Annotated in this window: 16 protein-coding genes; 5 read left to right on the top strand and 11 right to left on the bottom strand. The window is 72.9% G+C overall.

Annotation, left to right across the window (positions count from 1 at the left end; genetic code table 11):
• Positions 1 to 40 precede the first annotated feature (40 nt).
• On the top strand, positions 41 to 799 hold the full coding sequence (locus MJ876_RS07880; RefSeq protein WP_240235715.1) for a DUF3105 domain-containing protein: 759 nt from the start codon (positions 41 to 43) through the stop codon (positions 797 to 799).
• A gap of 287 nt (positions 800 to 1,086) precedes the next feature.
• On the opposite strand, the gene MJ876_RS07875 is transcribed toward MJ876_RS07880, so the two are convergent.
• Positions 1,087 to 2,151 carry a mannose-1-phosphate guanylyltransferase gene (locus tag MJ876_RS07875; protein WP_240235714.1) on the bottom strand — a complete coding sequence of 355 codons (1,065 nt, stop codon included), beginning with the start codon at positions 2,149 to 2,151 and terminating at the stop codon, positions 1,087 to 1,089.
• Positions 2,152 to 2,188: 37 nt separating this feature from the next.
• Between MJ876_RS07875 and MJ876_RS07870 the strand changes: the two genes are divergently transcribed.
• Complete coding sequence (locus tag MJ876_RS07870) at positions 2,189 to 2,926, top strand: TIGR03089 family protein (protein WP_240235713.1); 738 nt, start codon at positions 2,189 to 2,191, stop codon at positions 2,924 to 2,926.
• A 25-nt stretch (positions 2,927 to 2,951) separates the two neighbouring features.
• On the opposite strand, the gene MJ876_RS07865 is transcribed toward MJ876_RS07870, so the two are convergent.
• From MJ876_RS07865 to MJ876_RS07835, 7 genes are all read right to left on the bottom strand, one after another.
• A complete protein-coding gene (locus tag MJ876_RS07865) occupies positions 2,952 to 5,735 on the bottom strand; it encodes an FG-GAP-like repeat-containing protein (protein ID WP_240235712.1) in 2,784 nt (927 codons plus the stop codon).
• Positions 5,736 to 6,351: 616 nt separating this feature from the next.
• On the bottom strand, positions 6,352 to 7,125 hold the full coding sequence (locus tag MJ876_RS07860) for an ABC transporter ATP-binding protein (RefSeq protein ID WP_240235711.1): 774 nt from the start codon (positions 7,123 to 7,125) through the stop codon (positions 6,352 to 6,354).
• Positions 7,122 to 8,030, bottom strand: coding sequence for an ABC transporter permease (locus MJ876_RS07855; protein WP_240235710.1), 909 nt, complete (start codon positions 8,028 to 8,030; stop codon positions 7,122 to 7,124). The genes MJ876_RS07860 and MJ876_RS07855 overlap by 4 nt, the downstream gene beginning before the upstream one ends.
• Positions 8,027 to 10,006: a glycosyltransferase gene (locus tag MJ876_RS07850; protein WP_240235709.1), complete on the bottom strand. Its 1,980-nt coding sequence runs from the start codon at positions 10,004 to 10,006 to the stop codon at positions 8,027 to 8,029. The genes MJ876_RS07855 and MJ876_RS07850 overlap by 4 nt, the downstream gene beginning before the upstream one ends.
• Entirely contained in the window at positions 10,006 to 11,184 is a 1,179-nt protein-coding gene (glf, locus tag MJ876_RS07845) for a UDP-galactopyranose mutase (RefSeq protein ID WP_240235708.1), read from the bottom strand. Before glf ends, MJ876_RS07850 begins: the two co-directional genes overlap by 1 nt.
• Positions 11,185 to 11,190: 6 nt before the next feature.
• Entirely contained in the window at positions 11,191 to 12,096 is a 906-nt protein-coding gene (locus MJ876_RS07840) for a glycosyltransferase (protein WP_240235707.1), read from the bottom strand.
• On the bottom strand, positions 12,089 to 13,003 hold the full coding sequence (locus MJ876_RS07835; RefSeq protein ID WP_240235706.1) for a glycosyltransferase family 2 protein: 915 nt from the start codon (positions 13,001 to 13,003) through the stop codon (positions 12,089 to 12,091). Before MJ876_RS07835 ends, MJ876_RS07840 begins: the two co-directional genes overlap by 8 nt.
• Before the next feature lie 25 nt (positions 13,004 to 13,028).
• Between MJ876_RS07835 and MJ876_RS07830 the strand changes: the two genes are divergently transcribed.
• Positions 13,029 to 13,841 carry an inositol monophosphatase family protein gene (locus MJ876_RS07830; protein WP_240235705.1) on the top strand — a complete coding sequence of 271 codons (813 nt, stop codon included), beginning with the start codon at positions 13,029 to 13,031 and terminating at the stop codon, positions 13,839 to 13,841.
• A 58-nt stretch (positions 13,842 to 13,899) separates the two neighbouring features.
• Here the strand turns inward: MJ876_RS07830 and MJ876_RS07825 are convergent, their stop codons facing one another.
• Entirely contained in the window at positions 13,900 to 15,381 is a 1,482-nt protein-coding gene (locus MJ876_RS07825; protein ID WP_240235704.1) for an LCP family protein, read from the bottom strand.
• Positions 15,382 to 15,531: 150 nt separating this feature from the next.
• Positions 15,532 to 16,137 (bottom strand): GNAT family N-acetyltransferase, encoded by a 606-nt coding sequence (locus MJ876_RS07820; RefSeq protein ID WP_240235703.1) that lies wholly within the window; start codon positions 16,135 to 16,137, stop codon positions 15,532 to 15,534.
• A gap of 53 nt (positions 16,138 to 16,190) precedes the next feature.
• On the opposite strand from MJ876_RS07820, the gene MJ876_RS07815 reads away from it, so the two are divergent.
• Together MJ876_RS07815 and MJ876_RS07810 are read left to right on the top strand one after the other, a co-directional pair.
• A complete protein-coding gene (locus MJ876_RS07815) occupies positions 16,191 to 17,585 on the top strand; it encodes an LCP family protein (RefSeq protein WP_240235702.1) in 1,395 nt (464 codons plus the stop codon).
• Positions 17,582 to 18,457, top strand: coding sequence for a crotonase/enoyl-CoA hydratase family protein (locus MJ876_RS07810; protein WP_240235701.1), 876 nt, complete (start codon positions 17,582 to 17,584; stop codon positions 18,455 to 18,457). Before MJ876_RS07815 ends, MJ876_RS07810 begins: the two co-directional genes overlap by 4 nt.
• A 46-nt stretch (positions 18,458 to 18,503) precedes the next feature.
• On the opposite strand, the gene MJ876_RS07805 is transcribed toward MJ876_RS07810, so the two are convergent.
• On the bottom strand, positions 18,504 to 19,244 hold the full coding sequence (locus MJ876_RS07805) for a dienelactone hydrolase family protein (RefSeq protein ID WP_240235700.1): 741 nt from the start codon (positions 19,242 to 19,244) through the stop codon (positions 18,504 to 18,506).
• Between the last annotated feature and the right edge of the window lie 7 nt (positions 19,245 to 19,251).

Genomic DNA, 19,251 nt, shown 5'->3' with positions numbered 1-19,251 from the left:
CCCCGCGGACGTCTCCGAGACCAGTAGGGAAGCGCAGGCCGTGGCAGAGAAGCAGCAGAAGTCCGACCGCCGGGCGGTGGCGGACAAGATGCGCAAGCAGCAGAGGCGCGGCGAGAAGCGGCGCAACGTCGCCATCGTCGGCGTCTGCCTGCTGATCGCGATCCTCATCGTCGGGGCCGCGGCGTTCCAGCCGGTGAGCCAGTGGTGGAACCTGCGCCAGTACGAGGACGCCTCCGTCGCCGACATCGGCGCCCCCGCCGACGTCTGCGCCGACGTCGAGACGAAGCCGGCGGAGGGCAACCAGCAGCACGTGCCGCAGGGCACGCCGCTCACCTACCCGGACTCCCCGCCCGCCTTCGGCCGCCACTGGGAGAACTGGGACGGCTTCGACCGCAAGTTCTACAGCGAGTCCGACCGCCCCGAGCTGGGCATGCTCGTGCACAACCTCGAGCACGGCTTCACGATCCTCTGGTACGACGAGACCGTCGCCGACGACTCGCAGCAGATGGAGGAGATCCGCGCCATCAGCGAGAAGTTCGAGGGCAGCGAGGACCTCCGCAACAAGTTCAAGGCCGTGCCGTGGACCTCGGAGGACGGCGACCCGTTCCCCGGCGACGCGCACGTCGCGATGACCCGCTGGTCGGCCGGCAACAACCCGCAGGCCGTCGAGGACGGGATCATCGAGGAGGGTGCGCAGACGGGCGTGTGGCAGTACTGCTCCGAGCCCAGCGGCGCCGCGCTCGACGCGTTCATGACCGAGTTCCCCTACACGGACTCCCCCGAGCCGAATGCCGTGTGACAGGTAGTCCCGAGGAACGAGGGACTGCCGTCGTCACACGGGGTCGAGCAAGCGACGCGGCTGAGGGACGAAGCCGCGTGAGCGCGTCGAGACACCGGCGAGACGACTGACCGTCGAGCCGCGGCCGAGGAACGAGGTCGCGGCGGTCACGGGTCGCCGTACAGGCGGGTCACCGGGTCTCGAGGCTCGCTCCGCTCACACCTCGACCAGCGGCGCCCGGGTCACCGGGTCTCGAGGCTCGCTCCGCTCGCACCTCGACCAGCGGTGACGGCGCGGCCGCGGCGGCGCTACAGCAGGTCCGGACGCCGCTCGGCGATCTGTGCGACGAGGCGCTTGACGTCCTGGGCGGCCTCGACGCTGGTGACGAGCAGGGCGTCGCCGGTGTCGACCACGACCACGCCGGTGAGGCCGACGACGGCGACGGGGCGACCGGCGGCGGGGACGACGATGCCGTCGGCGTCGACGGCGTGCACGAGGTCGGGGTCGCCGAGCACGCGGGGGCCGGACGCCGCGGGGGGCAGCAGCCCGGCGAGGGCGGAGAAGTCGCCGACGTCCTCCCAGTCGAAGTCCGCCTCGACCACCGCGACGCGGCCGGCGTCGGCGGCGGGCTCGGCGACGGCGTGGTCGATCGCGATCTTCGGCAGCCGGGGCCAGACCTCCTCGAGCAGGGTCGGGTCCGCGGCGATGGCGCGCAGGTCGGCGGCGAAGGCCGGGTCGGAGTCGGCGAGCAGGTCGAGCAGGACGCCCGGGCGGGCGACGAACATGCCGGCGTTCCAGCGGTGCTCCCCGCCGGCGAGGTAGGCGGCGGCGCGCCCGGCGTCCGGCTTCTCCACGAACTCGGCGACGTCGTACGCCCCGGGGTGGCCGTCGAGGGCCGCGCCGAGGTGGATCCAGCCGAACCCCGTGGCGGCGTACGTCGGGCGGACGCCGAGGGTGACCAGCGGCCCCTCGGCGGCGACGGCGACGGCGCGGCGCACGCACTCGGCGAACGCGGCCTCGTCGGCGACCACGTGGTCGGCGGCGAACGAGCCCATGACGGCGTCGGGGTCCTCGCGCTCGATCATCGCCGCGGCGAGGCCGATCGCGGCCATGGAGTCGCGCGGCGAGGGCTCGGCGACGACCCGGGCGCCGACCGCCTCCGGCAGCTGGCGGCGGACGGCGTCCGCGTGCGCCACGCCGGTGACGACCAGGACCCGGTCGTCGGCGAGCGGGGCCAGCCGGGCGCGGGTCTGCTGCAGCAACGAGGCGCCGGAGCCGGTGAGGTCGTGGAGGAACTTCGGGTCGTCGCGACGCGAGAGCGGCCACAGCCGCGTCCCCGCCCCACCTGCCGGCACCACGGCCCAGAAGCGCATGACGCGGAGTCTAGGACGACGTCTAGGGTGGCCGTCCGTGACGATCCCCGCCCTCCTCGCCTCCCTCGCGTCGACCGACCCGGGGCGTCCGCTGGTCACCTTCTACGACGAGCGCACCGGCGAGCGCGTCGAGCTGTCCGTCACGACGTGGGCGAACTGGGTGGCCAAGGCCGCCTCGCTGCTGGTCGACGAGTGCGACCGGGAGCGCGGTGACACCCTCACCCTCGACCTGCCGCCGCACTGGCTGACGTCGGTGTTCGCCGCCGCCGCCTGGACCGCGGGCCTGCGCGTCGTGCCCACCGGGCCCGGGTCCCCCACCGACGACGGTGCGGCGGCGACCGACGCGGTCGTGTGCGGGCCCCACGCGGTCGCCGCCTGGGCGCCGTACGCCGACCGCACGACCGTGCTCGCCTGCGCGCTGCTCCCCCTCGGGGTGCGCTTCGCGGACCCGCTGCCCGCCGGCGTCCTCGACGTGGGCGTCGAGATCTGGTCGCAGCCCGACGCGTTCCTCGCCCTCGACCCACCCACCGAGGACGAGCAGGCCACGCCCGACGCCACCCAGGGCGAGCTGCTGACCGCGGCCGGCACGGACCCGCGGGTCGCCGACGGCGACCGGTTGCTCGTCACCGGCGACCTCGGCTCGGCCGACGGTCTGGCCCTGCTCGTGGCGAGCTGGTCGCACGGTGCGAGCCTCGTCCTGGCCGTGGGGGCCGACGAGGCCCGCCTCGACGCCCTCGCGGAGACCGAGCGGGTCACCCGGCGCGTGGAGCTCTGAGCGCCGGGACCGGGCCCGCGTCGGCTCACCCCAGCAGGTTCCAGGCTCCGTCCCAGCGGGTGAGGAGCCGGCGGGTCTCGTAGGTCCCGTCGTTCCTCCGGTTGCGCGACCACAGCAGCGTCGTCTCCCGGTCGCCGAGCACGAGGTCGGGCGCGCCGACGAGCCGGAGGTCGCTGACGGTGGTGGCCCAGTCCCAGCTCTTCGCGGCGTTCGCCTCGGGCCGGAAGTAGTCCACGAGCGCGGCCGGGGCGGCGACGGGCGAGGCGAGCTCCGCCGCGCCGCGGCCGGGCCACACCAGGGCGCGACCGCCGCGGGTGCCGAGCAGGTCGGGCTTGTCGTCGCCGGTCACGTCGCCGACGGAACGGAGGCCCTCGACGTCGGAGAAGCCCGTGCCGATGCGGACCTTCGCCGCGAAGCCGCCCTGCCCGTCGCCGCGGTACAGGTTGAGGACCCCCTTGCCCTGCCGCACGACCACGTCGCCGTGGCCGTCACCGTTCATGTCGCCCGCGGTCATGAGGCGGTTCGCGCCCGACAGGTCGACGTCGGTCACCAGCGGCTCCATCACCTCGGTCGTCCCCTTGTGGGGCACCACCACGGCCTGGCCGGCGCGCCGCGCCAGCACGTCGGGCCACCCGTCGCCCGTGAGGTCCACACCGCCGGCCAGGCCCGCGAGGCCGGTGAAGCCGGTCAGCGGCCCGTACGCCGGCCCCAGGGTGAGGTCGGGCTCGAGGCTGCGCAGGTACGCCGTCCCGCCCTGGCGCCGCACGAGCACCTCGGGGCGACCGTCCCGGTTGACGTCCCCGACGCCGACGAGACCGCTGAGGCCGCCGAAGCCCTGGGCGACCTGCTGCCGGGGCCCGACGGTCGCGCGACGCTCCCCGCGGGCGGTCTCGGAGCCACCCCGGTGCAGGAACATCCGTCCCTCGGCGTCGACGCCGAGCAGGTCGTCGCTGCCGTCGCCGTCGACGTCGCCCACCCCGGAGACCCGGTCGTAGGCGTTCCAGCCGGCGCCGAGCACCTGGCGGGAGAAGCCGCCGCGTCGGGTGCCGAGGAACGCGGTGAGCCGGCCGTCGGCGTCGCTGCGGCCAACGAGGTCGTGGCGGCCGTCGCCGTCCAGGTCACCGACGGCGACGACCAGCGACATCCCGGTGAAGCCGTTGGCCTGGCGGACGGCCTCGCCGACGGTGCCGTCGCCGCGTCCGGGGTGGATCGCGGCGCGGCCGCCGTCGACCGCGACCACGTCGGGGACGTCGTCACCGGTGAGGTCGGGGCTGATCAGGAGCTGCGCGGTGCGCGGCAGGCCCTGGGCGCCGCCGACGGCACGGGGCTCGGTGAACTTGGTGCCGCCCGCGGTGCGCAGCACCAGCATCCGGTTGTCGCTCGCACGGCGCACGGCGAGGTCGGGGTGCTTCGTGCCCACGAGGTTCGAGTCGAGGTCGGGCTTGCCGGAGACCTCGACCGGAGGGGTGGTGGGCGGCTCGGTCGGCGGCTGCTCGCCGCCCCCGCCGTTGCCGTCCTGAGCGGCCTCCGCCAGCGACCGGATGGCCCCCAGGCGGTCGTAGAGGTAGCGGCCCGGGCACGCGGTCGAGCCGGCGTCCCGGTGGCCGTTGATCGGGCTCGGGAAGGTGCGGCCCGCGATGACGGCGCGGGCGGCGCCCGCGTCGACCCCGTGGATGCCGAGCTTCCAGCCCATCAGCGCGCCGTACGCGCGGACCATCGCGTCCGGCGGCGTGGCGGTCTCGAAGTTGCCGATCGCCGACATCGCGAACGACTCGTGGTTGTAGCCCAGGGTGTGCGCGCCGATGACCGCCCGCGTCACCCCGCCGAAGCGGCCCTCCCAGATCCGACCGAACTTGTCGACGAGGAAGTTGTAGCCGACGTCGCTCCAGCCGCGGCTCTGCGTGTGGTACGCGTAGATGCTCCGCAGCATCCCGGGCACCTGCGCCGGGGTGTAGTCGTTGGCGTTCACGGTGTGGTGGACGAAACCGCCCTTCACCGTGCCGTAGCTGGGGCTGCCCGAGCGGAGCCGCTCGTCGGCGCCCCACTGGGCGCGGGAGTAGATGGTGGGCCGTGCGGCGTCCACGGCGGTCGCGGAGGTGGTGGACGGCGCGTCGTCGTCCGCGGCGCCGTACGCCGGTTCCTCGGTCCGGGTGCCCGCGGACTCCCCCGGGCCCACCACGGAAAGTCGCATGTCGGACGGCATCGCGCCGCCGGCCGTCTCGGCCCGGACCTGCACCTCGTCGACGTCGCCGACGAAGGTCGGCTCGGTGCCCGGGCGGGCTCGGCGGGCCTCGGCGCTGTCCGGGTCCGGGGCGTGGTCGTCGTGGTACTCCACGTCGTCCCAGGCGCTCCAGGCCCCGCCCTCGGTGCGGGTGCGGACGGCGACGGCGATGCCGTCCTCGCCCACCCCCTGACCCTCGCCCCACGTGACGCCGACGGCGCCGTACCCCGTCACCGGCTCCGCCTCGCTGAGCACCCGCCCGCCGGCGAGCGCGGACGGCGTCGAGCGCGCGCTGCGCCCGGGCTCGCTGCGCCGGGCGGCCGGGGCGTCGGTGGTCAGCTGATGCTCGACGACGCTCGGCTCGACCGGCGCGGTCTCGACCTCCGCCTCACCGGGCGCGTCCTCGGCGCCGTACGCCGCGGGCTGCAGCAGGACGCGCGCGTCACCGACCGTGCCGGGCTCGTCGGGGACGCGGTCGACCACGTCGAGGGTGGCGATCCCGGCGGCCGGCGCCAGGACGACGAGGACCACCGCGAGCGCCAGCAGCTGCTGGCAGACGGTGACGAAACGGGCCTGTGAGGGGCGCATCCGGAGGACTCCAGTGACGGGGAAGGTTCACACGAGCACCCAAGTTTCACACCAGTCACATGCGTCACCACAGAGGAACTGAGTAAGAACAACGCTGTAATTTCCACTCGACACGCCGACGAGTCCGAATTTCTCGGCGCGTCGCGGGCCGTCGCGGGCCTCCGGGAGCCGTCAGACCGGTACTCCCCGACGTTCCGACCCGCCAGCGGCCCCGATCACGGCCGGGACGTCGGGGACCACGCCGTCGCCGGGCCTCCGGGAGCCGTCGGGCCGGTACTCCCCGACGTTCCGACCCGGCAGCGGCCCCGATCACGGCCGGGACGTCGGGGACTACGCCGTCGCCGGGCCTCTGGGAGCCGTCGGGCCGGTACTCCCCGACGTTCCGACCCGCCAGCGGCCCCGATCACGGCCGGGACGTCGGGGACTACGCCGTCGCCGGGCCTCCGGGAGCCGTCGGGCCGGTACTCCCCGACGTTCCGACCCGCCAGCGGCCCCGACCACGGCCGGGACGTCGGGGACCACGCCCGCCGGGCACCGGGTCTCGTGGATCGCTCCGCCCGCACCTCGACATCCGCGAGCACCGCAGCGCCCGCACCTCGACCAGGGAGGGCGAGCGTCAGATGTCCGCGCCGAGGTCGTCGTCGGTGTCGTCCTCGTCGTCCGCCTTGTTGTCGTACTTGAGGTAGCTGATGCCCTCGTCGGTCGGCCCGTCGAAGCCGACGCGACCCTCCTCGAGCACGATCACGCGGTTGCACATCTTGCGGACGGAGCCAGGGGCGTGGCTGACGTAGAAGATGGTGCGGCCGGAGTCGCGGATCTCCTTCATCCGCTCCATGCACTTCTTCTTGAAGGGCCGGTCCCCCACCGCCAGCACCTCGTCGGCGAGGAAGATGTCGGAGTCGACGTGCACGGCGACGGAGAACCCGAGCCGGGCGGTCATGCCGGAGCTGTAGTGGCCGACCTGGGAGTCGAGGAACCGGCCGATGTCGGCGAACTCGACGATGTCGTCGAACTTCCGCTTCGTCTCGGCCTCGCTCATGCCCTGGACGGCGGCGTTGAGGTAGATGTTCTCGCGGCCCGACAGCTGGGGGTGGAAGCCCGCGCGGGCGGCGATCAGCCCCGCGATGCGACCCCGCGTCAGCACCTGGCCCCTGTCGGGACGCATCACGCCGTTGACGAGCTTCAGCAGGGTGCTCTTGCCCGAGCCGTTGAGCCCCATCAGCCCGATGGACTCGCCCTGCTGCACCTCGAACGAGACGTTCTGCAGCGCCCAGAAGGTGTTGGAGAGCTCCTGGCGGCGCATCGCCGCCACCGTCACCTGCTTGAGGGTGCGGTGGTAGCGCAGCGTGAACTTCTTCGAGACGTCGTCGACGACGATGGAGGTGGTCACAGACGCTCCGGGATCTTGTTCTCCAGCCGGCTGAACACCAGCTGCCCGATGACGAGCACCACCAGCGACCCGCCGAACGCGCCGAGGCCGATGAGCAGGATGTTGTCCGGGATGTGCATGCGGGTGAACTCGGCGGGGTCGCTGGTCGTGCCCACCCAGATGGCGCGCTGCACCAGCAGGACGGCGTCCGCGATCGGGTTCAGCAAGTAGAACTGGGCGAACGACCCGAAGCGCTCCGACACCAGGGTGTACGGGTAGATCATCGGGACGCCAAAGCGCACGAAGTTGGTCAGGACGTTGACGGCCTGCGCGAAGTCGCGGAAGAACACGTTGGCGGCGCTGAACAGCAGCGCCAGCGCCGTCCCGAGCGTCCCGACGATCAGCAGGGCCACGAACAGGCCGAGCATGCCGACGGGGTCCGGCGTCCAGCCGTAGGCCAGCGCGACCACGAACAGCACCGCCAGCTGCGGGATCACGTGGTAGCCGGACACCAGCATCGAGGCGACCGGGAACATCTCCCGGGGCACCGCGAGCTTCTGCACCAGCTGCTTGTTGCCGACGATCGAGCGGGTGCCGGCGTTGAACGTCTCCGTGAAGAACGAGACGACCACCAGCCCGCAGAACACGTGGACGGCGAAGTTCTGGAAGCGGTCCTGCAGGCCGACGACGATGCCGAGGATGAAGTAGTAGAGCAGGAACTGCGTGAACGGGTTCACGTAGGACCACAGGATCCCCAGGAACGACGCCTGGTAGCGCGCGCTGATCTCCCGACGCACCAGCAGCCGCAGCAGGTAGCGGCGGCGGAAGACCTCGAAGAGGCCCGTGGTCGCCGAGGGGGCGACCAGCGGCAGGTGCGAGATGTCGTACGGCTCGCCCTTCGCCGGGGTCTCCTCGACGGCGGTCACCCGTCCCTCCAGGGCCGCAGGGTCTCCTCCCAGGCCTCCGGGGACGTGATCCGGGGCAGGGCCTCGCGGTACTCCCGCGCCAGCCGGGGCCACTCGCGCTTGAGGCGCTCGTGGACCTCGACGGTCTTCGCGAGCTGGGCGCGGAAGGTCTCGGGGTCGCGGCGGTACAGCGCGGCGGAGGCGCCGTCGTTCATCGACACGATCGCGGAGTCGAGGGTGCCGAGGCGGTACCACTTGGCGTCCTCGGCGCGGACCTCGGCCTCCGGGTTGGTGCGCGACAGCTTGCGGGGCGGCTTGACCTGGCGCAGCGGCTGCAGGCCGGCGCGGACCAGCAGGCTGAGGCGACCGGGCACCTCGGTGCCGTCGCGGCCCTTGCGAGGCGGCTTCTCCCGCTTGACCTCCGCGAAGGAGTCGGGGTCGGTCTGCAGCTGGGCGTCGCTGAACTCCTTGCGGATCGCGTTGATCTCCGCCAGGCGGGTCGGCAGCACCCGGTGCAGGTGGTCGGGCCCCTCGAGCACGTCGAGGAGCGCCTGGTGGCGGATCTCGACGGTGGAGTACTGCATCGAGATCAGCCGGGCGATCTGGTGGTTGCGGCTCTCCCGGACCATCCGGCCGCCCTTGGGGTACGCCGAGTGCAGCAGCGCCGCCACGAAGCGGTTGCGCTGGTGGAAGTAGGCCTGCCAGTCGACGGCGTCGTTCTTGTCCGTCCACGGCACGTGCCACACGGCCGCGCCGGGCAGGCTGACGGTCGGGATGCCGGCCTTCTTGGCCCGCAGGCCGAACTCCGAGTCGTCCCACTTGAGGAACAGCGGCAGCGACAGGCCGATCTGCTCGAGCGTCGTCCGCGGCACCAGGCACATGAACCAGCCGTTGTAGTCCACGTCGATGCGCTTGTGCAGCCACCGCGACGAGCGCAGGTTGCGCGAGGAGAAGTCCCAGTCGGTGAACACGCCGGGGGCCGACTGCCACCAGAACGTCCAGGGCTGCACGATCTCGCCGTAGCTGTGCAGGCGCGAGCGGGCGTACAGGCTGAACATGTGGCCGCCGACGATCGTGGGGCGGCGGGCGAGGTCGCCGAAGGTGATGGCCCGCACGATGCTCTCGGGCTCGCAGACGACGTCGTCGTCCAGCATCATCGTGTACGTCGCGGTGCCCTTGCGGACGCTCTCGAGCTGGCCGCGGGCGTAGCCGCCGGAGCCGCCGAGGTTGCCCTGCTCGTGGACGGTCAGCAGGTCGCCCAGCGAGGCCTGGGCCGCCGGCCAGTACTCGGAGTCGACGACCTTGTCCTTGCCCTGCTCCATGACCATCACGGAGTCGAGGTAGCCGCGCAGCGCCGCGTCGTCCCCGAGCTGGCTGAGCAGGCGGGCGCAGAAGTCGGGCCGGTTCATCGTCGTGATCGCGATGTCGACGGTGCCGGCGGCGGCGCGGTCCTCGTCGACCTCGGCGGACCACTCGGCGGAGGTCACGACGGCGTCGGTGTCACCGGCGAGGACGTCGTACCAGTACCAGCCGCCGTCCACGAACGGGCCGAGCGTGAGGTCGAAGCTGAAGGTGGCCTTGGCCTCCTCCCCCACCGCCGCGGTGTCGACGCGCTGGGAGCGGCCGTTGGCGGTCGAGCGGTAGACGACGATGCTGGCGCCCGGGCCCTCGACGTCCACGGTCAGGCGGACCTTGTCGACGACGGTCCAGCGCCGCCAGTACGACGCGGCGAAGCCGTTGAAGTAGGTGCCGAACGACAGCTTCTCCCCGGCCGGGACCCGCAGGGCGGTGCGGGACTCGATCTGGTCGGGGTGGACGGTCTCCTCGCCGCCGACGGCCTGGCGCATCGCCGTGGCGTTCATCGCCCGGGCGTTGCGGTTGGAGCCGACCTCGTACTTGTCGAGGTCGAGCTGCACCGGCTGGGAGTCGACGTACAGGCTGATGACGTCGGTGTCGCCGTCGGTGGGTAGGATCTGGCGCTGGAGGACCCGTCGCATCAGGCCACACCTCCGCTGGTCAGGGGGGCGCCCTCGGCGAAGTGGGGGCGCAGGGTGTTGTCGTACATCGACAGCGCCGACCCGATGGCCATGTGCATGTCGAGGTACTGGTACGTACCGAGCCTGCCACCGAACAGCACGTCCGGCTCCGCCTTGGCCTTCTCGCGGTAGCGCAGCAGCTTCTCGCGGTCCTCGGCCGTGTTGACGGGGTAGTAGGGCTCGTCGTCCGGGCCGGCGAAGCGGCTGTACTCGTGGACGATGACGGTCTTGCCCGGCAGGTGCGTCTTCGCCCGCTCGGGGTGGAAGTGCTGGAACTCGATGATGCGGGTGAAGGGGACGTCCGCGTCGTTGTAGTTGACGACACCGGTGCCCTGGAAGTCGTCGACGTCCTCGACGGACTCCTCGAGGTCCACGGTCCGCCAGGTCAGGCGGCCCTCCGAGTAGTCGAAGTACTCGTCGACGGGGCCGGTGTAGACGATCGGGACCGTCCCCCTGAACTCGTCGGCCACGTCGAAGAAGTCGGTCTCGAGACGGACCTCGATGTTGGGGTGGTCGGCCATGCGCGTGAGCCAGGCGGTGTAGCCGTCGGTCGGCAGGCCCTCGTGGGTGTCGGAGAACCACCCGTTCTCGTAGGTGTAGCGGACCGGCAGGCGCGTGATGATGTCGGCCGACAGCTTCGTGGGGTCGGTCTGCCACTGCTTGCCGGTGTAGCCCTTGATGAACGCCTCGTACAGGGGGCGGCCGATCAGGCTGATCGCCTTCTCCTCGAGGTTCGTGGCGTCCTCGGTGGCGATCTCGCTGGACTGCTCGGCGATCAGGTCCCGCGCCTCGGCGGGCGTGTGGGCCTTGCCGAAGAACTGGTTGATGAGCGACAGGTTCATCGGCAGGGAGTAGACCTGGCCCTGGTACTTGCCGAACACCTTGTGCCGGTAGTCGGTGAAGGTCGTGAACCGGTTGGCGTACTCCCACACCCGCTCGTTGGAGGTGTGGAACAGGTGGGCGCCGTACTTGTGGACCTCGATGCCGGTCGTCGGCTCCTTCTCGGAGTAGGCGTTGCCTCCGAGGTGGTGGCGGCGCTCGAGGACGAGGACCTTCAGGTCCAGGTCGCTGGCGCAGCGCTCGGCGATGGTGAGCCCGAAGAAACCGGACCCGACGACGACCAGATCAGGGAGTGACACGAGGAGTCAGTCTACGGACGACGAGGGCAACGACCGCATCGCCCGCGCGTGGCGCAGCGCCCGGATCACGTTGCGTGCCTCACCCCGCCCGCCCCGGACGGGGCTCAGCGCGACCACCGCGGCGGTGATCAACCAGGGCTTGGCCCGCACCAGCGGGCTCTCCCCGTAGCGCAGGTGCACCGCGAAGAGGTTGCGGTACATGTAGAAGCCCTTCCACCCCGCCAGGTCGTGCTGCTGGTCGAAGTCGAGCTGCCGGACGAGGACGGCGTCGCGCACCGCGAGGATGCGCCGACCGGCGCGCCGCGCGCGGATCGCGTAGTCGCAGTCGTCGTAGAAGATGAAGAAGGAGTCGTCCGGCAGGCCGATCTCGGCGACCACGGAGCGCCGGACCATGAAGCCCTCGAAGGCGACGTTCTCCAGCTCGACGGTCTCCGGCATCGCCTCGCGGGTGCCGAACGTCGTCTCGACCATCGCCGTCTTCGGCTTGATCGCGCGGGCGTGGGTGAGGTCGAAGGTGAGGGCGGCCTTCTCGACCAGCGCACCGGTGCGGTCCTCGCGGACCGCCATGAGGCAGTCCTCGTCGTACGACAGGAGCACGCCGAGGCAGTCGGCGGCGGGCACGACGTCGTCGTCCATGAGCCAGATGCGGTCCCAGCCGGCGTCGTACGCCGCCCTCACCGCGCGCCGGAAGCCCCCGGCGCCGCCGAGGTTGGTCTCGGAGCGGTCGACGACCAGGCCCGGCAGGTCTGACTCGGCCAGCACCTGCGGCGTGTGGTCGGTGCTGGCGTTGTCGACGACGATCACCGCGTCGGGCGCCGGGTCGAGCGCGGCGAGCCCGGCGAGCATGCCGCGCAGCAGGTCCGCCCGGTTGTACGTCACCACCGCGACGGCGACGGTCTCCCTCTCAGCCACCGGCCAGGAACCTCCGGTGACCCGTGAAGTCGCCGCGCAGCCCGGCGAGGGCGGCCCGCGCGGAGAGCGCGATGCGGGCCGGGCGGGGGCGGGTGAACAGGTAGAACCACACGGTCTTGACCCAGAACGCGGCGACGTGGGGCCAGCCCTTGTAGTCGCGCAGGTTGACGGTGTTGTTGCGGGCCATGCAGTAGGCCTTCAGGTCGCTCGGGCTGTGGTTGTACGTCGTGCGGCCGAACATCATGGGCGTCCCGAGCTCGCCGACGCTGGGGTGGCGGACGCGGGCGGTGGGCAGCGTGGCGACGCGGCCGCCGGCCCGCTCGGCGCGCAGGCGGTACTCGTGGTCGTCGCCCCAGATGAAGAACTCCTCGCGGGGCAGGCCGATCTCCTCGACGAGCGCGCGGGTGACGAGCACCCCGTTGAACGGGATCACGACGCCGGGCAGGACGCCGTCGGTGGCGGCGGCGGTGACCTCGTCGACGCGGTGGGCGACGCGGACGCCGCCGGGCAGGCGGATGGGGAAGACCAGCTCGTCGGGGTGCTCCTCGTCGACGACGACGGGCCCCCAGAAGTCGAGGTCGTCGGCGTGCCGGAGGAGGGTCGGCAGGCAGTCGACGTCCGGCAGGCCGTCGTCGTCCATGAGCCAGACGAGGTCCGCGCCGCGCTCGACCGCCCACCCGAGGCCCTCGTGGAACCCGCCGGCGCCGCCGGTGTTGGTGGTCAGGGTGCGGACGTGGACGTCGGCGTGCGCCGCGGCCCGGGCGGCGAGCCAGTCACGGGTGCCGTCGGTGCTGGCGTTGTCGACCACCAGGACCTCGTCGAGGCCGGGGGTCTCGGCGAGCCGGTCGAGGAGCCGGGTGAGGAGACCGAGGCGGTTGAACGTGACCACCACCGCCGAGACCCTCACGGCGGTCACCCTACTGTTGGGGGTCGTGGACACCGACGCCGTGCTGGACCTCGTGGTCGACGTCGCGGCGCGCGTCATCACCCCCCGCTTCCGCGCCCTCGACGACGCCGAGGTCTCGGAGAAGAACCCCGGCGACCTCGTCACCGTCGCCGACCGCGAGGCCGAGGTCGAGCTGACCGCGGCGCTCACCGCGGCGTACCCCGACGCCGTCGTGCTCGGCGAGGAGGCGTACGCCGGTGACCCGGCGCTGCTGGGCCGCTTCACCGCCGCCGCCCGCTCCGGGCACGCCTTCACGGTCGACCCGGTGGACGGCACGAAGAACTTCGTGCACGGCTCCCCCGACCACGCCGTGATGGTCGCCGAGCTCCGCGACGGGCTCGTGACGCGCGCGTGGATCCACCAGCCGCAGCACCGCCGGTCGTACGTCGCCGAGCGCGGCGCCGGCACCTGGCGCGACGGCGAGCGGCTGACGGTGCCCGACCCCGGTGAGGAGACGGAGGCCTGGCTCCCCGTGACCTCGAAGCGCCGGTGGCGCGGCCGGGGTCTGCCCGGCCTGCGACCGTTCGAGCTGACCTGGGTCTGCTGCGGCCTCGACTACCCCTCGCTGATCGAGGGCAAGGCCACCGTCGCGCTCTACGGCAACGGCGCCCCCTGGGACCACGCCCCCGGCTCGCTCCTGGTCACCGAGGCGGGCGGGGCGACGGGCGGCGCCGACGGCACGCCGTACGACCCGACGCGGGCGCACCTGCTCGACGAGCACGGCCCCCTCGTGGTGGCCGCCTCCCCCGCCGTCCACGCGGTCGTCGCGCCGCTCGCGGGCTCCCTCGTCGACCCCTGACGACCCCTGACGACCCCGACGACTCTGACGACCCCGTCCACCCCGGGGTGGCGCCGGCTCAGCAGGTCGCGCCGAGGTCCTCGGCCTGGTTGGCGGCGTACCCGTCGCTCATGTTGCCCAGCGAGCCCCCGGTCATGTCCGCGGGGGTGCGGGTGCGCTTGCGGGACGGCTTCGGCGCCTCCTTGCCCTCGGCGCGGTCGATGGCGTTGGCGATGCGGTTCTGGATCAGCTCGATGTCCGGGTCGGCGGTGTTGATGAGCGGCGGCACGAGGGAGACGGTCGAGATCGGCTCGGAGCGCGCCTTGAGGGCGAGCTGGGCGAAGGTGCCGACCTCGGAGCCCGGGACGTCGGTCGAGATCATCGCCGAGCTGGCCTTCGCGATGTCCGAGAAGTTGCGCAGTGCGCTCTGCGGGCTGACCTGGTCGAGCATCGCGCTCATCACGCACTTCTGCCGGGCCATGCGCGAGTAGTCGTCGGAGCCCTCGCGGGCGCGGGCGAACCAGAGCGTGTCGTGGCCGTCGAGGGTGCGAACGCCGGGCTCGATGTAGCCGACGACGTCGTCGCCGAGCCCGCCGACCGGGATCCGGTCGCGGACGTTGAGCTCGACCCCGCCGACGGCGTCCACGAGCTCGGTGAAGCCGGCCATGTTGACCATGGCCCAGTAGTTGATGCGGAGGTCGGTGATGCCCTCGATGGCGTCGATGGTGGCGTCGATGCCGGGGTTCTTGGACTTCTTGAACACGCCGGCGTTGTCGGTGGCCCACGTGCTGACCGCGTTGAGGTAGCAGTCGTCGCAGGTCCAGCCCTCGGGGAACTGCTTGTCCATCGTGCTGCCGTCACGGAAGTGGAAGTTCTGCATGTTGCGCGGCAGCGAGATGAGGACGGTCCGGCCGGTCTCGGCGTCGATGCTCGCGACGGTCATCGAGTCGGGCCGCAGGCCGACCCGGCCCTCGCCGGAGTCACCGCCCATGAGGAGCACGTTGTAGCGGCCCGCGGTGGCGGCCGTGGCCTCCCCGTTCGTGAACATCGACGACATGAGCTCGCGCTGCACGCCGACGACGTGCGCACCGAAGAGCAGGGTCCCGGCGACGCTGAAGCACAGCAGGCCGTTCACCCCGACCGCCGCGACGCGCTGCGGCTGACGCAGGCTCAGCGGGTCGCCGAGGCGCCAGGCGTCCATGAACAGGGTCGCCCACCCCACGGCCAGGGCCATGAGGACGAAGCGCACGACGCCCAGCACCAGGACGTCGGAGGCCAGCTCGAACACCATCCCGTGCCAGACCAGGCCGGTCAGCAGCAGCGCCGCGACGACCACGAGCAGCCCGACCCAGATCCGCAGCGCGACGCGACCGACCTGGCGGTTGCCCGCGAGCAGCTGCGCCGAGCCCGGGGCCACCAGGGTCAGCAGCATCAGGGTGATGGCCCGACGGAACCGGACCCGCGCCGCGCGGTCGTCCGGGGACGACGACGTCCGGGGCGACACCCCGGGACGGGCGGGACCCGCGGGGTGCGGGGTGACCGGAGGACGGTCGAGCGACATCGGGACCTCTCTGCTCGGGGAAGGAAGCAGCGACGTGCCCGTCAGTATCACCAGCCACACCTGTCACAGGGCCGACGGCGCGCCGAACCCTCGACCTGAACTTCAGGGTGAGGCTGGTCGCCGTCCGGTGGTCGACGTCCGCCGGCCGCCTCAGACCCGGAGGCCGTCGATGGCCGCGCGGACGGCGTCGGTGGGGTCGCGGTCGAGGAACACGAGGCGGACGGCGTCCGGGTCGGGGTTGCCCTGGTCGGGGCCGCGGTGGACGAGGCGCAGCCCGAGGGCCTCCGCCGTCCGCCGGGAGCCGGCGTTGTGCTCGACGAGGAACGCCAGGACGGGCCGGTCCGGGTCGACGGCGTGCGCGGCCGCGAGGGCGTGGCGGGCGGCCTCCACCGCCAGGCCGGAGCCCTGCACGGCGGGCGCGAGCCGGTAGTAGAGGTTCCACCACGGCCTGCCGTCCGGCACCGAGCACCCCACCCGTCCGACGACGGGCGAGCCGGGGCCGGCGTCGGCGAGGCGGACCGACCACGGCGCGAGGCCGTCACGGCGCCACCACGCGGCGTCGGCGGCCGCCATCGCGGCGGTCCTGGACACGTCGGTGTGACGGCCCCGGGGGTAGTGCCCCCAGACGCGGGCGTCGGCGTGCAGCGCCGCGAGCGCCGCGAGGTCGCCGGGCCCGTAGGCGTCGAGCAGCAGCCGCTCGGTGCGGGTGCTGCGCCAGTCACGCGACCCCGGGAGGGTCGCGTCGTCGTGGGGCACGCCGCCATCGTGCCTCGCCCCGTCGCGGGTGGTGCGCCCGGTACGGTCACCGCATGGCAGATCGGCCGGAGGGCGGAGGGCAGGGACCCCAGAGGGGCACGCCCGAGTACGACTGGCTCTACGGCACCTCCACGGCCCCGGGCTCCGGCGACGGCGCGCCGCAGGGCGGCGGCACCGCCCCGCGCCCCGCCCAGCCGTCGAGCCAGCCGTCGGGCCAGCCGTCGAGCCAGGCGTCGACCGGTCCGGACGACGAGGCCACGCAGGTCTTCCGACCGCAGTCCGGCGGCGCTCCCCCACCCGCCTCGCCCCCGCAACAGCCCGCCGGCCGTGACCCCTACGACCTGTACGGCCCGCCCGGCGGGTCGCAGGGTGGCTCGCAGGGCGTGGGCTCGACCCAGTCGATGCCCGCCGTGGGCCGCGGCGGCGAGCCGCCGAGCCGGCGTCCCGCGCCGGCTCCTGCCCCGGCCCGGGCTCCCCAGCCGAGGACGCAGCGCACGAGACGGGGCTTCCGCTTCCGGCCCCGCTACCTGGTGCTGCTGCTGGTGGCGTGGCTCGTCTTCCTGGTCGCGGTGCCGATCATCGCCTACTTCCGCATCGACCGGATCGACGCGTTCGGCGACGACCGCCTCGACAGCCAGCCGGGCACCAACTACCTGCTCGTCGGCAGCGACTCCCGCGAGGACCTCTCGGAGGAGGAGCGTCAGGAGCTGGGCACCGGCGACGCCGCCGGGCGGCGTACCGACACGATCATGCTGCTGCACGTCGGCAGCGGCCCGAACCTGCTGATGTCGATCCCTCGCGACTCGATCGTCGACATCCCCGGCGAGGGCACCAACAAGATCAACGCGGCGTTCGCGATCGGCGGCCCCGAGCTGCTGGTCGACACCGTCGAGTCCAACACCGGCATCCGCATCGACCACTTCGTGGAGATCGGGTTCGGCGGCTTCGTCAACATCATCGACGGGGTCGGCGGCATCGAGATCTGCCCCGACCAGGCCATCGACGACCCGCTGGCCAACCTCGACATCCGGAGGGGCTGCCAGGAGGTCGACGGGACCGAGGCCCTCGGCTACGCCCGGACCCGCAAGTTCGCGACCAGCGACATCCAGCGCGCCGAGAACCAGCGCGAGGTCGTCTCAGCGGTCGGCGCGAAGGTGTTCTCGCCCTGGTCGGTGCTGAACCCGCTGCGCTGGTGGCGCCTCAACATCGCCGCCGCCGGCTCGCTGCGGGTCAGCGACGGGACCGGACCCTTCGCCCTCGGCCGCTTCGCCTTCGCGATGACCCGGGTCGACGGCGAGAACGGCCTGACCTGCGGCGTGCCCATCGCCGACCTCGAGGTGAACTGGGACGCGGAGAGGTCGGAGGAGATGTTCAACCGCATCCGCAACGACGAGACCGAGCGGATCGGCCGCCAGCTGTGCACGCCGTCCGGGCTGGAGGGCCAGTGAGCGACCCCGGGTACGACACCCTCGACTGGTCCGTGGACGACGGCGTCCTCACGCTGACGCTGGACCGGCCGGACGCCCTGAACTCCTTCACCGTCGCCATGTGCGGCGAGCTCATCGACGCCTACGGCCGCGCCTCCGCGGACGACGCGGTCGGTGCGGTCGTGGTCACCGGCGCCGGGCGGGCGTTCTGCGCGGGCATGGACCTCAGCTCCGACGGCAACGTGTTCGGCCTCGACGAGGACGCCGAGGTCACCCCGGCCCTGCTGCGCGAGCGGTTCGAGGACCCCGACGTCGTCACCGGTGTCCGCGACCTCGGCGGCCGGGTGACGCTCGCGGTCCGCGAGTGCGACAAGCCGGTGATCGCCGCGATCAACGGGGCGGCGGTCGGCATCGGCGCGACGATGACGCTGCCGATGGACGTGCGGCTCGCCTCGACGTCCGCGCGCATCGGGTTCGTCTTCGGACGGCTCGGCATCGTGCCCGAGGCGGCGTCGTCCTGGTACCTCCCCCGCATCGTCGGCATCTCCCGGGCCCTGGAGTGGAGCTACGCGGCCGACATCCTGAGCGCCGAGGAGGCGCACCAGGGTGGCCTCGTGCGGTCGCTGCACGAGCCGGAGGAGCTGCTCGACGCGGCGTACGCCCTGGCCCGACGGTTCACCGAGCACCGCTCCCCCACCGCGATCGCGATGACGCGGCGGCTGATGTACGCCGGGCTCGGCGCCCGGCACCCTGAGGAGGCGCACCGCGCCGACTCCGTGGCGATGTTCCACGCCTCGACGCGGGACGGCAAGGAGGGCGTCGCCGCGTTCCTCGAGAAGCGCGCCCCGGAGTTCACCGGCCGGGCGTCGGACGCGCCGGAGCTGTTCGAGTAGTCGGCGCGGTTCGGGTCGTCCGCGGCTCCGCCGGGGCGGGTCCGCCTCAGCCGCGCAGCGGCGCGTAGAGGTCGCGCAGCGTGCGGAAGTGGCGCGCCGTCGCGTCGGCGTCGTACACCGAGGTGTCGGCCATCGTGTAGCCGTGGGCGGCGCCGGCGTACACCTCGTTGACGGCGTCGAGGCCGAGGTCCTCGAGGGTCCGGCCGAGCTCGGCGACGGCCTCGGGCGGCATGGAGGAGTCCTGGTCGGCGTGGCCGAAGGCGAACGCCGCCCGCGCGGACGCGAGGGTGCGGTGGGGGCTGTCGTCGGCGTCGGTGACGAGCCCGCCGCCGTGGAAGCCGCCGCACGCGGCGACGTCGTCCGGCTGGTCGCCGGCGGCGCGGACGGCGACGGCGGCACCCATGCAGTAGCCGTGGACGCCGATCGGGCCGGTGAGGCCGTGGGCGCGGAGCGCGGCGACGCCGGCGCGGGTGTCGGCGACGGCCTGGTCGGGGGTGTAGCCGCGGACCCGCTGCATCGCACCCCCGAAGAACGCCTCCCGCGCGCCGGGCGCCGTCAGGTCGCCCTCGGGCGCCAGCTCGTCGGCGGGGCCGAAGCGGTGGAAGAGGTTCGGGACGAGCACCGTGTGCCCCCAGGAGGCGATCTCGTCGGCCATCTCCTCGAGCCGCGGGCGCAGGCCGATGGCGTCCATGCACAGTAGGACGCCGGGCCCACCCTGCGGTCCGGCGGTGAGGTAGGCCTCGACCGTGGCGCCGTCGGGACCGTCGATGCCGATGCGCTCACCCATGCCCCGG

The organism is Nocardioides sp. CFH 31398, from assembly GCF_022436705.1.
Taxonomy (GTDB): domain Bacteria; phylum Actinomycetota; class Actinomycetes; order Propionibacteriales; family Nocardioidaceae; genus Nocardioides.
This window is presented reverse-complemented; position numbering and strand designations above follow the sequence as displayed.

Bases quoted from the DNA above. Each gene is read 5' to 3' on its own strand.
- MJ876_RS07865 (WP_240235712.1), bottom strand. From the start codon at position 5,735: ATGCGCCCCTCACAGGCCCGTTTCGTCACCGTCTGCCAGCAGCTGCTG.
- MJ876_RS07805 (WP_240235700.1), bottom strand. From the start codon at position 19,244: ATGGGTGAGCGCATCGGCATCGACGGTCCCGACGGCGCCACGGTCGAG.
- MJ876_RS07850 (WP_240235709.1), bottom strand. From the start codon at position 10,006: ATGCGACGGGTCCTCCAGCGCCAGATCCTACCCACCGACGGCGACACC.
- MJ876_RS07815 (WP_240235702.1), top strand. From the start codon at position 16,191: ATGGCAGATCGGCCGGAGGGCGGAGGGCAGGGACCCCAGAGGGGCACG.
- MJ876_RS07875 (WP_240235714.1), bottom strand. From the start codon at position 2,151: ATGCGCTTCTGGGCCGTGGTGCCGGCAGGTGGGGCGGGGACGCGGCTG.
- MJ876_RS07825 (WP_240235704.1), bottom strand. From the start codon at position 15,381: ATGTCGCTCGACCGTCCTCCGGTCACCCCGCACCCCGCGGGTCCCGCC.